Annotated in this window: 11 protein-coding genes; 2 read left to right on the top strand and 9 right to left on the bottom strand. The window is 44.3% G+C overall.

Annotated features, from left to right (window positions below; translation table 11 throughout):
• Positions 1 to 339: restriction endonuclease subunit S (locus Q0526_RS06875; RefSeq protein ID WP_298731921.1), on the top strand; the 339-nt coding region annotated here is incomplete at its 5' end.
• A 19-nt stretch (positions 340 to 358) separates the two neighbouring features.
• Positions 359 to 919, top strand: coding sequence for a restriction endonuclease subunit S (locus Q0526_RS06870; RefSeq protein ID WP_072448394.1), 561 nt, complete (start codon positions 359 to 361; stop codon positions 917 to 919).
• A gap of 46 nt (positions 920 to 965) precedes the next feature.
• On the opposite strand, the gene Q0526_RS06865 is transcribed toward Q0526_RS06870, so the two are convergent.
• The 9 genes from Q0526_RS06865 to Q0526_RS06825 form a co-directional block, all read right to left on the bottom strand.
• Entirely contained in the window at positions 966 to 1775 is an 810-nt protein-coding gene (locus Q0526_RS06865; protein WP_055159165.1) for a tyrosine-type recombinase/integrase, read from the bottom strand.
• 41 nt (positions 1776 to 1816) lie between these two features.
• Positions 1817 to 3403 (bottom strand): restriction endonuclease subunit S, encoded by a 1587-nt coding sequence (locus Q0526_RS06860; RefSeq protein WP_298731913.1) that lies wholly within the window; start codon positions 3401 to 3403, stop codon positions 1817 to 1819.
• Positions 3403 to 4884 (bottom strand): class I SAM-dependent DNA methyltransferase, encoded by a 1482-nt coding sequence (locus Q0526_RS06855; protein ID WP_298731910.1) that lies wholly within the window; start codon positions 4882 to 4884, stop codon positions 3403 to 3405. The genes Q0526_RS06860 and Q0526_RS06855 overlap by 1 nt, the downstream gene beginning before the upstream one ends.
• 13 nt (positions 4885 to 4897) lie before the next feature.
• Positions 4898 to 7447 carry a DUF4268 domain-containing protein gene (locus tag Q0526_RS06850; protein WP_298731908.1) on the bottom strand — a complete coding sequence of 850 codons (2550 nt, stop codon included), beginning with the start codon at positions 7445 to 7447 and terminating at the stop codon, positions 4898 to 4900.
• A 3-nt stretch (positions 7448 to 7450) separates the two neighbouring features.
• Positions 7451 to 9784 carry an EcoAI/FtnUII family type I restriction enzme subunit R gene (hsdR, locus tag Q0526_RS06845; protein ID WP_298731906.1) on the bottom strand — a complete coding sequence of 778 codons (2334 nt, stop codon included), beginning with the start codon at positions 9782 to 9784 and terminating at the stop codon, positions 7451 to 7453.
• Between the two features lie 18 nt (positions 9785 to 9802).
• Complete coding sequence (locus Q0526_RS06840) at positions 9803 to 10015, bottom strand: helix-turn-helix transcriptional regulator (protein ID WP_298731904.1); 213 nt, start codon at positions 10013 to 10015, stop codon at positions 9803 to 9805.
• 362 nt (positions 10016 to 10377) lie between these two features.
• Positions 10378 to 10725 (bottom strand): TnpV protein, encoded by a 348-nt coding sequence (locus tag Q0526_RS06835; RefSeq protein WP_298731902.1) that lies wholly within the window; start codon positions 10723 to 10725, stop codon positions 10378 to 10380.
• A gap of 222 nt (positions 10726 to 10947) precedes the next feature.
• The gene (locus tag Q0526_RS06830) at positions 10948 to 12723 is read right to left on the bottom strand and encodes an ABC transporter ATP-binding protein (RefSeq protein WP_298731900.1); all 1776 of its coding nucleotides are present in this window, start codon (positions 12721 to 12723) and stop codon (positions 10948 to 10950) included.
• Between the two features lie 71 nt (positions 12724 to 12794).
• Entirely contained in the window at positions 12795 to 14690 is a 1896-nt protein-coding gene (locus Q0526_RS06825) for an SGNH/GDSL hydrolase family protein (protein WP_298731898.1), read from the bottom strand.
• Positions 14691 to 14932 lie beyond the last annotated feature (242 nt).

Below are 14932 nucleotides of genomic sequence, written 5' to 3'. Positions count from 1 at the left end.
GGAGATCTGCTTATCACCAGAGCTGGCCCTCGAAATAGAACGGGAGTTATTTGTGTTGTAGATGGAGAGCCTGAAAATTTGATTCTATCGGACAAGACTGTCCGATTATCATATCTGCGTAATTTTGTGAATCCACATTATGTAATGACTGCATTAAGTAGTCCTGCAATGCAATATTTTGTTGTTGACGCCATGACAGGAATGGCAGCTTCACAGGTTAATATTTCGCAGGAAAAAATGAAAACTTTTTTCTTACCGCTTCCGCCGCTAAATGAGCAACAGCGAATTGTTGATGAAGTTAGCAAGATATTCGGTCGCATTGATAAGCTGAATTTCTGAATTTTCTCATTATGAGAAGTTGGACGGAATCGAGCATTGTATCGACGGTGAGATACCGTTTGATATTCCAGACAGCTGGGCATGGACATCGGTTGGAGAAGTGTGTACCAATATCCAATATGGTTCCTCACAGAAATCTTCTCTGACCGGAAAAATTGCTGTGTTAAGAATGGGAAATTTACAAAACGGACGAATCGTGTTGGATAAATTAGTTTACACATCCGACTCGAAAGAAATCGAAAAATATCCGTTAGAGTATAACGATTTGCTATTCAATCGAACCAACAGCAAAGAGTTAGTTGGTAAGGTAGCAATTTATAAAAGTGAAATTCCAGCTATTTATGCCGGATATTTAGTGCGTTTGCACCCACTTTTAATCGACAGTGATTATCTTAATTATGTTATGCAGTCACAGTATTACTGGATTTATTGTCAAAATGTCAGAAGCGATGCAATAGGACAATCTAATATAAATGCTGAAAAGCTCAAACATTTTATATTTCCACTTCCGCCATTGCAAGAGCAGAAAAGAATCGTAAATCAGATTTCTTGTGCAATGAGCAAAATTGAACATCTATAAGGAACAAGGCATACACTTCGGGTTGTTGAAGTGTATGCCTTCCTTTTTACCAATCTACGATTGTATCAACAATTTCTCTCTGTTCTGTAGCTGTTTTTCTGAGGTAAATACGGGTAGTTTCGATGCTTTCATGTCCCATAAGATCAGCAAGAAATGCTATATCATTACAGCGGTCAAGGAAACTCTTGGCAAATCTGTGACGGAATGAGTGTGGATACACAACCACAGGATTGATACCATATTTCACTGCCAGCTTCTTCAACTGTCCAGAGATGCCACGGGTGGTAATACGTTCCCCATACTTGTTCAAAAAAATGAAGCCGCTTTCTTGTTGCTTTTTAGCCAACCAAGAAAGAGCCTCGTTTTGTAATTCTTTGGGGATGTAAATTCTGCGTAATTTACCGCCTTTGGAGTACAGGTCAAGATGCCCTAACTTAACATGTTCAGCCTTAATCTGAATCAGTTCGCTGACTCTAGCTCCGGTGGCGGCAAGGAAGCGGATTACGAAATACCAGAACATTTCATCGTCATTCTTCAGACAAGATTTGAAGTATTTGTAGTCTGCTTCACTAATGACATTTTCCAAAAAAGTTTTCTGTTGCACACGGACAAATGGCAGTTTCCATTTTTCTTTGCCAATGCACTCTAAGTAGCAGTTGATAGCTCGAAGTCTGAGATTAACTGTCTTGGGCTTGTAATTCTCGATCAGCCATACCTTGTACTCTCGCAGCTTTTTCTGGGTAACATCATCGTATTGCCCTCCATACTGTTTGATGGCAAACTGATACGATGAAATCGTGTTTTCCGAGAGGTTCGTCCCCCTCAAATGTCTTTCAAATTTTTCTTTTTCTATCATGGTGAAAGACCTCCTTTCGCCAGATATTATACAATTCTACGCTAAATCAGCGTGATCTTATTGAACAATTCTTCAATCCTATCTACAATCTTTTTTTGTTCTTGTGAAGATGGTATGGGTACAAGAATATCACATATGGCATCCAATCTAAAACTGTTTTTTATGCCATGCTGATTTCCTTTATAACACTTTTTTGCATGTTCAGTTAGCAAAAAATATGGTATATATTTATTTCGGAGAGCAGGCAAAAATCTTAGGATAGCAGTGTGTTGGTTAATATAAGCAGTTTCAAATTTATCAGGAATAAGTCCGAGCATTCCAACTTCACCAGTAATTGAAAAAAGCAAATCACCTGCCTGTAACGCTGTTCGGATTCCTTCTGCCTTTTTGGGTACCTGGACTCTTTGAATATTATTCAAACGCAAATCAAAAGAATCCTTTGATAGATTTCCCATACGTAAAAACAATGCCCCTGTTTCAGCATAATATTTTGCCCAATCACGAGAACCACTTGTAATTAGTTCTGTTATACTGCCCAGACGGGTCCACATCCAACTTTCCGGAATGTCAAATGGTATCTCATCATCGATACAACGCTCGATTCCGTCCAACTTCTCATAATGAGAATTATCCCTTCTGAAAATGACGGATTCGTGCTTATCTTTTTTGATTTTACCTTCGGCAACTAACTTTTGCTTCTCCGCACGAATACGCTCCAAAAGGATGGAAGCTGGCTCATCAGCAGGATCTTGTGGTACAAGTTTCCCTTGTACAGCCCATTGGAGAATTGATTTTTTTAAGGCATCAGGAAAATTCTTTTGCAACAGATTCAACGAATTTTCTTTTCCGGTATATTCTGCCAACTTTACTTCTGCTTCAAGAATTTTATCAACGATACGCTGTTGTTCAGACAAGGGTGGTATTGGAATTAAGATTGTTCCCAACTTATCACCAGAAATATGAACAATAATATCTCCGGTAGCAAGATTAACCTTTCGTCCAACTACATACGGCGATGCCATAAGGTATGTAAGGTAAAGCGGATTCATTCCATGAGCTGTCCAATATGCCAAATCTCCGCCAGCTGCAATTAGATCATTCCCAAGGTAAACCACAGCCTTGGCTATATCAGGCTTATTCTCGCCGGTAAGAGTCATAAGAATATCACCATAAGAGAAATGCTTGCATCGTTCAAATAATTCTTCTGAAACAAACGAAACCGCTTGATTGAAAGACGTGTGATAAGTTGTGTATAGCTCTCCGTAGCGTACGCAGGGTTTTCCAGATTCAACGGTTTCAGTCCTTTTTATTCCACTTCCTCGGACAATACTTCCGAGGGAACTAATTCGTACCCATTCCCAACTCTCAGGAATGTCAAATGGCACCTCATCTGCAATACACACCGGCTCGCTTTTGCCGACTTTCTCATAAGGCAAATTATCGGCACCACGGAAGATATATGAAGGGGTCTTTTCTTTTTTAATTTTTCCCTCCTTAATGAGTTGTTCCTTTTCTTTTCTGATTCTTTCAAGCAATACAGAAGCCGGTTCGTCATTTGGGTCTTGCGGAACGAGCTTGCCCTGAACAGCCATCTGCAATATTGAATTTTTTAGCTGTTGTCCGGTCATTATTCTTCCTCCAAGTCAATTCCCAAGATTTCTGTAATTTGTGCCAAGATGCGGTCAATATCAGCATTCAGACTTGCCCGTTTTTCCTGATACTGCTGAATCAACTCTTTAGGAGGAAGGATTTCTTCTTCCTCATGAGGATAACCGCAAAGGTCAATGTTGTAATTTCTGGCAGCAATCTCATCAACCGTAAATTTCTTTGCTTTATCAAAGCCGTCTACATTGATTTCTTCTCTGTTATCCCACCAATCCATCGCCGGAGTAAAGTGCTTAAGTTCCATTGGTTTGGTCTTTGAGAAGTTTTTGTATCCTTCCGGCATATCCAAACGATAGAACCAAGTTTCCTCTGTTGGCTTTGTATGATCAAAGAACAGAATGTTGGTAGTAATAGATGTGTATGGAGCAAATACACTGTGTGGCATACGGATTACAGTATGCAGATTGAACTCAGAAAACAGCTTCTTCTTGATAGCAACTTTTGCATTATCTGTACCAAACAGAAAACCATCTGGTAGGATAACAGCTGCACGACCATTCTTTTTCAAACGGTACATGATAACAGACATAAAGAGATCTGCGGTTTCGCTGCTTGCTAAGTCTGCTGGGAAGTGGTTCTTGACTTCAGTTTTTTCATTACCACCATACGGAGGATTCATCAGGATAACATCAAACTGGTCATCCTGTGTGTAGTCCAGAACATCTTTCAGCAAAGAGTTGTCATGGTAGATTTTCGGCACATCGATTCCGTGCAATAACATATTTGTGATGCACAGCATATAAGGGAACTGCTTTTTCTCGATACCGTAAATTGATGCATCATAAGCTGACTGATCTTCGGTAGTTTCGATTTTAGCAGCAAGTTCTTTCAGCCAGCTTGTAAGGAAACCACCCGTGCCACAGGCAAAGTCTGCAACCTGTTCACCAATCTGCGGATTGATCATCTTTGCCATAAAATCAGTCACAGCACGAGGAGTGTAAAACTCACCAGAGGAACCTGCACTTTGCAGTTCCTTCAAAATGGTTTCATAGATTTCACCGAAAGCATGGCTCTCCTCATAGTCTCCAAGGTCGAGGTCATCAATAACATTGATAACCTGACGAAGCAACACACCATCTTTCATATACTGATTGGCATCGGCAAAAGTGGTCTGCACGATAGCTTTTTTAATTGGAGTAGACACATCAACAGGAAGTTTTTTCAGAGTTGGGAACAAAGTGTTATTCACAAAGTTCAGCAACTTATCGCCTGTTAAAGCAGTACCGGTATGGTCATCAACAGCCCAGTTCTTCCAACGGCATTCTTCCGGAATGATGGAAACATACTCTTCGTCGTCCCATTCCCAATCCTGCTCTTTAGCATCATATACTTTCAGAAAGAGCATCCATGCAATCTGCTCAATACGCTGGGCATCGCCATTGATACCTGCATCGTTACGCATGATGTCACGGAGCCTTTTTACAAATCCTGATAAATTACTCATAGTTTATACCGCCTTAGTATTTTTGCTTCAAATAAGGAACAAATACATCGTAGAACTTCTTGCTCCACTCTGCGTGGAACTTTGCCATTTGTGTCCAGTCGGCTTCGTTTTCAATGCTTACTCCGTTCAAATGAATTACAACATAAGAACTCTTGGTGTCATCACTACGCTGCCAGCTAAGCTGTGTTCCCAGAACCGTTTCGATTTCACTCTTGTAACTGTACAAGTAATCAAACGCTTCTTTATTTCGCTCTTTGTTGGAATGAGCAAGGGTTAAATCCACTCGTGCTTTATTATAATTCGCTACACACACGAGACTGAAACCTCCGATACCGAAGAAACCACTCAACCAGTTTTCTTTAGAAGTAGTGCACCCAGAGAAGCAACCATGACCGTTTCCGTCATCATGTGCCTGCTGAATATATGGTAATGCGAACGCCCAATAACGGCGGCGCAGTTCATAACGGGTTCCTGCTTCCTGTGCGGTTCCATCGTCATTCATATCTTTGAGATAGAACATCAAATCTTCTTCGTTTGCTCCATAAGCTTTAAAGAACTTGCGAAGCATAGAAATCTTCGTGGATGTACTGGTGTTTCTTTCAACATAAATGTCCGTATCAATTTCAAGGGCATTTCTTAAATCCTGTGGTTTGTTGCTGACATAAGCATCCAGATCATTTGCTGTACCCTTGGAGTATGCCAGACGAGACAGAACTAATTTGTCCTCTGCGTGAAGCATCTTCAATACCTGTTCCATCATATCAATCCAGCTGGTAACAGGCTGTTCGGTGTTCTTATATCCAAATCGAACAATTTCACGACCACTCAATTCAACGTCATCGTCCAGAGAATAGACATCCATCTGTTTTTCCATTGGCTTAAACTCTGATACATGTTGTGGCCATATTGTCAAGGCTCGCTGCATAAGCATCTGATTTCGTGCTTCCAGCTCTGACAGTCTCCAATGCTCCTGCTGTCCAATCCAGCTATTCATATAAAGGTGGCTATCAATGAAGCCATTCTTCATGTCACGCTTCTCAAGGAATGGACTATTGCTGTATTTGGAGTTATATCCGGTTAGGGTCAGGTTGGCCATACGATGAAGCCATGTTTCGTGAATTTCTTCATAATCTTCGCCAAGCTCTTTTACCCAAGCGGGGGTAAGATGTTGTGGCATGATATGTTCGATGGAATATACTCCCTCATCGCACTGTTTATAGACATTCTGAATTTCCACAGTTCCGTAGTTTTCAAAACGCTCTAAAATATATATCTTATTTTTACTGTTCATCTGATAAACAGGACGAGCAGCAAATGCTTCAACAAATTCCCCATCATCCGGAAATCTGCCACGATCAGACTTGGAATTAAGCGTATACTTGAATTTTTCGAGATAGCTGTTATCTGTCCCGTCATACCTGATGATCTCTCGATGGAGCATCAAGAAAATCTTGTTCAGAGCATTGGTAGGAAGATCGCAAATTGTTCTACGGAACAAGTAATTCTCAGTGTAGAGGAAAATTTCCTTTACTTCTGCGAGAGACAATTTTCCTGCCGCCTGCAGGCGCAGGACTTCAAGGAAGAATGGTCTTGTAACTGTAGTTTCCAAACGGTTCAGACGGTAAATGCAAGCGTTTAACTCCTTATCCGCAGTATTGCCTTTGAGCAGAATTTCGTACCATTTTGCATAGCTCAACAGCTCTTGCAGCAACGGTTCGATCTTCGTGCCATTTCCTTCTACATATGCCTTAAATGTAAAGTAAACCTTGCTCATGGCAGGAATAAGCTGCTGTTTTACGCTGAGGTAATCTCGAACAAACATACTTACATCGTAATCCGTGCAAATCTCAATCTTGTTCCAGTATTTTTCGTAATAATCATTCTGCTGCTTTGTAGGTAAGCCCATGAGAATGAAGTTTCTGATTTTGTCACCCTCGCTTAGAGCAACGCCGGTAGAGTTCAAACTCTCAAAGATAAGCTGAGGATTATCGTCCTGATTCAGCGTAATGTTGATAATTTCCAGTTTTGTTACAGCTTCATAAAGTTCATCAAGGGTAATTTCTTCTTTCTGAATGCGAGAATAGAAGTAGTTATAGTTAATTGTAAGATTGGAGTCTGGAATATGCTCAGATTCTTCATCAAACAATTTTCCAAAGGCATTTCTATCATTCTTTACAGGTTTCAGCTTAATTCTGGTGTCATCATCCTGCCATTCATCAATCAGATAGATCTTATATATTTTCTCTGCAAGATTACCTTTTTCTGGTGTTAATACACCGTTTTTCATCAGGTTGTACATTGCAAGCAGAAGCAGAGAAATCGTTGTCAGTCGTTGCTGACCATCAATGACCAGATATTCATTAAACTCACCATCGTTATGTACAGACACAATGCTACCAAAGAAATGGCTCTTGCGTCCACGGCGGATAACCTTAATCAGATCATCATACAGCTGCTTGCAGTTTTCAGTTTTCCAATCGTAGTTTCTCTGATATACAGGGATGACAAATCTCTTGTCGGAACCCTGCATATAGGAAACAAGTTTAGTTTCAGATCCTTTCATAGTTTATACCGCCTCTTCTGAATAAATTGCTTCTTCAAGTTCCTTAACTGCTTGCATATATCCTGACTTCCCACCGAAATAACCGGCAATCTTTGCAGGTTTTCCAAGCTTTAAGAACGGATCAAGTTTTAGAATTTCTGTCTTTTCTATCTCATAAATACCCGTGTTCATATACTTATCGAGAAGTGCTTCCAGTACCTCCCTTGCAACACCACTGTATTTACTAAGAAAATCACGCTTTTTCACATTGTTAGCTCTTTCTTTGCGGGTCAATGGCTTTTTATCGAAAGCCACATGACAGATAAAGTCAAAGTCATCTACATCAACCATGTTTTGATCGGCTTTCATCAATTCAAGGTCAATGCCACGCTCTAAAAGCATTTCTCTGATTTTTTCCTTTTTTTCTTCCTTCGACCATTGGCGGATAAAATTATCCAAAGATGCATATTCACCACGAATGTTCTCCTTCGTGTAATCGACAATGCTTTCCTGACGAAGCAGTTTGCCATTTGCATCGTAAACAGAAACCGTTTTATGGATAATTTCTACCTTACAGCCGTCACGACCAACAACCGGCTTTACAGTCGGAGGATTAGGCGGTGTAGGCGGGTCAACAGGGTCATCACCGCCCGGAGGTGGTGTATGTACACCAGGAGTAAATCCAGGATCAATCATAATCGGACCATCCCAATCGGGATCTGCAAACAGTCTGCTTACATTGCGGAAGTCCATAACAACAAAGTGTGTTTTGCCTTCCTTTTCACGCAGTCTGGTTCCTCGACCAATAATCTGCTTAAACTCAGTCATGGAACCAATCATTTCATCCAGAACAATCAGCTTTGTCATCTTACAATCTGCACCGGTAGATAGCAGTTTAGATGTGGTCGCAATAACCGGATAAGGTGCAGAAACGGAAATGAAATAATCCAGTTTCTTTTTGCCGTAATCATCACTGCCAGTAATACGCACAACATAGTCAGGGTTCTCTTTTACCATATCAGAGTTCAGATTAACCAATGCCTGACGCATACGCTCCGCAGCATCTTCTGTGGCACAGAACACGATGGTTTTCGCCATTCTGTCTGTGCTTTTCAGGTAGCGGGTGATTTCAGAAGCAACCTGATGAATGCGATCTTCGATAATGATGTTATAATCATAATCGCTGTTTGTATAGATACGATCTTCAATTTCGTTGCCATAAATATCTCTTTGCCCCTTGCGAGGACGCCAGCCATCACCAATATCAGTCATAATATTGATAACTTTGAACGGCGCAAGGAAGCCATCTTCGATACCTTCTTTCAGGCTGTACATATAGATAGGTTCACCAAAGTAACTCAGGTTAGAGATATACTTGGTTTCCTTCGGAGTTGCGGTCATACCGATTTGGGTGGCAGAATTGAAATATTCCAAAATTCTGCGCCAACGGCTTTCCTCTTTTGCAGATCCACGATGACACTCATCTACGATAATGAGATCAAAGAAATCCGGGGTAAACAGTTCGCTGAAATGTTCCTTATCATCGTCACCAACCAACTGCTGATACAGAGAGAAATATACTTCATGGGAAGTGATTGTACTCTTATCATCCTTGGCAACATTAATTTTATGAATAACCTTTTCCAGCGGAGCAAAGTCCTGCTGAATGGACTGATCCACAAGAATATTACGGTCAGCAAGGTAAAGTATCTTTCGCTTCAAACCGCTTTGCAGCATACGGTAAACGATCTGGAAAGCAGTATAGGTTTTACCCGTACCGGTAGCCATAACAAGTAATAAGCGGTTCTGACCTCTTGCAATGGCATCTACGGTTCTATTGATAGCAATACGTTGATAGTAACGAGGAGGGTATGTATTCTGGCTGCTGTAATAAGGTTGCTCAATTACCATTTCCTGTGCCGGCGTCATTCCAGACTCATGCTTGAAGCGGGCAACCAGTTCGGCTTCTGTTGGGAATTCATCCAGACCGAACTGACGTTCTTTTCCGGTAAGGAAATCATGCTCAGCAAAACCATCACCATTAGAGCTATAGGCAAACGGAAGATCAAGCATCTGAGCATAAGTCATGGCCTGCTGTAAGCCATGTGAAATACTGTGCTTGTTGTCCTTTGCTTCAATAATAGCAATCGGGTTATTTGCGTTCAGATACAGAATATAGTCTGCACGTTTTGGCTTTTCACGGAACACAAAATTACCTTTCAAGTTTATTTTACCATCTGTAACCTGTGTCTCCATGGTAATCTTGCCTCTGTCCCATTTGGACGTAATAGCAGGGGTAATATACTGCAATTTGATATCTTCTTCAGACATTTCTTTTTTCGATAAAATTGTACTCATTTGTATATCCTCCTCCCGCTAACTGTTGCTATCTGGAACAATTTCCAAGATATCATCAATAGAACAATTTAATACTCCGCATATTTTAACTAAGACCTCTACTCGGACATCTTCATTTTTCCCCAGTTTTGCCATGGCATTTGTGCTAATCTTGGCTGCCTTGATAAGCTCTGTTTTACTCATCCCTCGATCAATGAGAATTTTCCATAATTTATTATAACAAACAGCCATGTTACTACCTCCTGCCAGCATAACTTCTCATATTTTTTTACTATAAGAACATTATAACATTATTTTTTCAAAATTCAATTTCAGATTGTAATTCTCAATCTCCGAAAGAAAAGAAATTGCTTATCTAATCCTGTCGTATTCCTTTCCGGAAAATTGGAAGAAAGGAAAGGATCAGTATTACTATAATCAGTATTATTAATATCAGTATTATTAATATCAGTATTATTACATTGTGCTTTTGACAACTCAAGAATTGTGCTTACAACAAGTCCAGAATTGTCCTTTTGACAATTCAAGAACTGCCTTTCCACCAAAAAGAAAGGCTGACCATGTAGGCCAGCCTTAGTGATAAACTATTAAATTTAGTTGTAGATCAGCTCTGAAACCACAATTTCTTCCGCCTGTGCTTTCAGGCTATTCATGTGCGACATCCACGTAAGCTGCTGTGTTGCCTTGTCTGGCGCTGGGTTCTTCAATAACAAATCCGCCATCAATAACTCCATTCGCTTCTCACAAGTCTGCTGTACTTCCCACAGATGCGGAAACAGGGTTTCCGTCAAAACCATATCATTGAAAAGTATGGGATTGTTCCGCTCCAAGAAGGTTCTACGCATTCTGCCATATTTGCCGAGTTTCTGTTTTTCTGCATTTACTAATCTGATGTCAGGGATAAAGTAGTCCCCGCATTGAATATAGGTTAAATTCTGCACTATAATAGTACCTCCAATCAATCTTATTTGCATTTTGATTGTACCGGAAAGAAAAGAAAAAGTGAAGTTTGTCGCATACGTAAATGAGCGATACTTGGTCACAAAACCAAGTATCGCTCATTCTCTTTTTTGCTAACCTCAACTACCAGATGCCGTAGTCATAGAAAATTTGTTGCTTCCTGTTTTATGGGCACCCAGCATTAGCGGGGGCTTTTATGTGTATTATAGGGTCTGGCCCGAAACCAAGCCGTTCCACAATCGGTAATAGATGCCTTTCTTGGCCAGCAGTTCGGTGTGGCTGCCTTCCTCCTCGATGCCGTCCTTGCCCAAAACCAAGATACGGTCAGCGTTTTGGATGGTGGTTAACCGATGCGCAATGGTCAAGGTGGTGCGGCCTTTGGCCAACTTGTCCAGACTTTGTCCCACCAGAATCTCGCTCTCATTGTCCAAGGCGCTGGTGGCTTCATCCAGCAGCAGGATGGGCGGGTTTTTCAAAAATACTCGAGCAATGGCAATGCGTTGCTTTTGACCGCCGCTCAGCTTGACGCCGCGTTCTCCCACGTAGGTATCGTATCCCTCTTTTAGGGCGCGCACAAATCCATCCGCTCCGGCCAGCTTGGCGGCTTGTTCAATTTCTTCCCGGGTGGCGCCGGGTTTGCCGTAGGCTATATTCTCTGCAACGGTGCCGCTGAACAGATATACGTCCTGCTGTACAACACCAATGGCTTCCCGAAGGCTGTGCAGCGTTACGGACCGTACGTCTTGTCCGTCAATCAGGATCTCGCCCCCCGTTACATCGTAAAAACGGGGAATCAGGTTGCACAAAGTGGTTTTACCGCCGCCCGAAGGCCCTACCAAGGCAAGGCTTTCGCCGGGGCGGATACGAAGATTGACGTGGCGCAGCACCTGATTGTGGTCGTCAGGATATTCAAAGCTCACGTCGCGGAACTCAATACCGCCTTCCCGAACTACCAGCGGTTTGGCATCCGACAAATCGGCGATGGTCACCGGGGTATCCATAATTTCCACAAAACGTTCGATTCCGGTCATGCCTCGCTGGAACTGTTCGGCAAATTCCACGATGCGCCGGATGGTGGCAATCAAGGTGGAAACATACAGCACGTAGGCGACCAAATCACCGGCGTTGATAGCGCCGTATACCAAAGCGAGACCGCCGGCCAAAATAACCACAAGATACATCAGCCCGTCAAACAACCGGGTGGAGGTGTTGAAGGCTGCCATAGCATGGTAGGTCAGGGTTTTGATGTTTTCAAAGGCTCGATTGCCCTCAGCAAACTTTTCCCGTTCCTGATCCTCTGCGGCAAAGGCTTTGACGACCCGCTGCCCCAGAAGGCTGTCCTCGATAGTAGCGTTCAGCTCACCGATTTGGAATCGCTGCTGGCGGAAACGTGCCCGCAGCTTAAGATTTAGATAAACCGAAACAACGCCCATCAGGGGAACACAGGCAAAGACTACCAAGGTCAGTGGGATGCTGGCCTGACAAAGGATGACAAAAGAGGCCACAATCTTGATGAATGCGATGAAAAACTCTTCCGGGCAGTGGTGGGCAAATTCTGTCACATCGAATAAGTCGTTGGTGATACGGCCCATGATCTGGCCCACTTTGGTGTTGTTGTAATAGGTGTGATCCAGCCGCAGCAGGTGATCGAAGGCGTCCCGCCGCATGTCGGTTTCGATGTGTACACCCATGATGTGCCCGATGCCAGACATAAAGTAGCTGGCGGCACCGTCGATGAGACGCAGTACAAAATACAGTGCGGCCATGCGCAATACAGCCTGCACGGTGAGTGCGGCACCTTGCCCAGAAGCGGCGTTGGTCAGTAAGCCCATGATTTTGGGCAGTACAATGTCACATAGGGTGGTCAGTGCGGCACAAAATAGGTCGAAAAATAGGATGCCTTTGTACTTCATCAAGTAGGGCAGAAAGCGGTGCAGCAACTCTTTGCTGCCTTTTTGTCGGTTGTGAATGGGGGGCATAATACGATCCTCTCTTTTTGACTTTTACAGGGAACGACCGCCCCCGCAAGGGAGCGGTCGATTGCAGTTCTTTAGGTCGTTTGTTGTATAAGAGACTCCTCTTGCGGTTCCGTGCTCAGCGATTGGGGTGCTGCGTCGCCGCCATTTTCGGATTCGTTGCCGGAGTCTCCCGTGTCGGTGCCATCGCCGCCGGTGTCGCCGCTCTCAGAACCAGAATCCGATGGAGTGGGGGTTGGAGTTGGATCGGGGGTAGTAGTCGGTGGGGTGGAGGGCTGCGGCGTGGGCGGTGTGCTAGGCTGTGGGGACGGCGTGGGTGTTTCTACCACCGGAGGTGTGTAGGGCTCGCTATACGTGGCGCCGCAGCGGGTACAGGTATAGATTTTTTCGTTCCCTTGTACCGCCCCTTCGTTCCAACTGTGCCCCAATGCACCTTGTCCGGTGGTGGTCGTCTGCGCGCCGCAGGAACATTGCAGTACGATTTTTTCACTGTCAGTACAGGTGGCGGGGGTATCGCTTACCACAGTATCAAAGCTGTGGGTGTGGGCTGCGGCTTCGCTTTTGGTCTGCCCGCAGCGGCGGCAGGTATAAACGATCTGGTCACCGCTCTGGCGGCCACCATCCCAGTCATGGCCTAAAGCGGGGCTGTCTTTCTCGATCATCTCGCCGCAGATGCTGCACTGATATTTGGCACTGCCGGCTGTCATACAGGTGGCGGCTACTTCAGAACCTTGTACCACTACGTAGTTGTGTTCATGGGCCGTGGCAGTAAAATGGGCGGTCAGTACAACGCCGCCTGCGTTGGCGTCTGTCGGCATTGTGAACTGAATGGTGGCGCTGCTGTAACTGCCGCCGGTGCTGGCAGTCCACCCGGCAAAGACGAAACCTTCGTTGGGAATGGCAGTCACTGCACTGGCTACGCCGCCTTTTTTGACCAACTGGCTTGTGGTACCCGAAAGCTTGCCGCCATTGGTGGCCACAAATTCCAACGGCACCTTGGCACCGCGCACTGCAATGGGGTCTTCACTAATCAGGTTGGCGGGAACGCCGTCCGGTGTGGGAATGGTACCCAGCGGCTGGGGGCGGTGATCCTCCGTAACGTAGGCATGGGTGCGCAGGTATTGGAAGTAAGCCGTTACCGCTGTTTTGGAAAGGTGAACGCCGTCCGAGAGCGTATAATCCGTCTTGGCCCAGCCGGTGGTGTTGTCCCGCAGTACTTCCGCGCTGTTCAAAAATTTGAACCCGTTTTCTTCGCACATCGTTACGAGCGCAGCGTTGTATGCGTCTACCTGCGTCATGGTCAAACGGGGGTTTTCCCGCTGCTTGTCCAGCGGCGGGATGGCGCTGACGATAATGTCACAGTAAAGCCATGCGGTTTGAATGGCCTGCAAACCTTTTAAGTAAGAGGAAATAAAATTGCTGGCATCGGTGGAAGAACCGCTCAGATTGTTGGTCCCGAAACAGATGACGATGCGTTTGGGCTTGAGCATGGCTACGGCATCCGGGATGGTGTACATCGTAGAGGAACCTTTAAACTTTTCGCATTTTAGGGTTGTGATGGCGCCGGCTCCCATGCTGACCACGCCGATGTTGTTGTTCAGCGTGGTGAAGGCTTGGCCGGTATCGTCTGCATATAATAGGTATCGTGCAGTATTGGAATCCCCGATAAACAGTGTTTCGTCCACATAGCTGCGTCCGGCATCAGGGGTTTGCGGCAATACGGTGCCCACAGCGGCGTTTTGTACTGCCAGATCGGCAGCATGGGGAAGCGCCGCATTTTCGGCAGTGGCGGTTTCCGCTGTTTCTGCCGTTTCAGCGGTGGCGGTAGGGGCGGAGGCCGGCGGTGTGTTGCTGCGCATCAGCCAAACGATTCCGCAAAGCACGATGACTAGAACCGCCAGACCGCCACCCAATAAAGACAACTGGCGGCGACTGAAACGATCCAGAGGTGGAAAAGATGGGAACTTCATCGCGGAACACTCCTCGCAGCATCAATATAGTTCATCATACACCATTTAGAGAGGCCACGCAAACAAAAATAGTAGAAAAACGGCACATGGATCCACAATGTTACAACTTTTTATAGGCAAAAAGAAATTTTCAGAGCAACCTATTGACATTTCTACCCGAAAGGAGTAAACTATACAAGTCGGACAAATTTGGGCCTGTAGCTCAGTTGGGAGAGCGTTCGGTTCGCATCCGAGAGGTCAAG

The organism is uncultured Subdoligranulum sp. (genome assembly GCF_937890665.1).
The sequence above is the reverse complement of the archived record's forward strand: the minus strand, read 5'-3'. Positions and strand labels throughout refer to the sequence as shown.

Coding starts and splice junctions, on each gene's coding strand:
- Q0526_RS06830 (WP_298731900.1), bottom strand. CDS start 12,723: ATGCCCCCCATTCACAACCGACAAAAAGGCAGCAAAGAGTTGCTGCAC.
- Q0526_RS06825 (WP_298731898.1), bottom strand. CDS start 14,690: ATGAAGTTCCCATCTTTTCCACCTCTGGATCGTTTCAGTCGCCGCCAG.
- Q0526_RS06855 (WP_298731910.1), bottom strand. CDS start 4,884: ATGAGTAATTTATCAGGATTTGTAAAAAGGCTCCGTGACATCATGCGT.
- Q0526_RS06860 (WP_298731913.1), bottom strand. CDS start 3,403: ATGACCGGACAACAGCTAAAAAATTCAATATTGCAGATGGCTGTTCAG.
- Q0526_RS06840 (WP_298731904.1), bottom strand. CDS start 10,015: ATGGCTGTTTGTTATAATAAATTATGGAAAATTCTCATTGATCGAGGG.
- Q0526_RS06850 (WP_298731908.1), bottom strand. CDS start 7,447: ATGAAAGGATCTGAAACTAAACTTGTTTCCTATATGCAGGGTTCCGAC.
- hsdR (WP_298731906.1), bottom strand. CDS start 9,784: ATGAGTACAATTTTATCGAAAAAAGAAATGTCTGAAGAAGATATCAAA.
- Q0526_RS06865 (WP_055159165.1), bottom strand. CDS start 1,775: ATGATAGAAAAAGAAAAATTTGAAAGACATTTGAGGGGGACGAACCTC.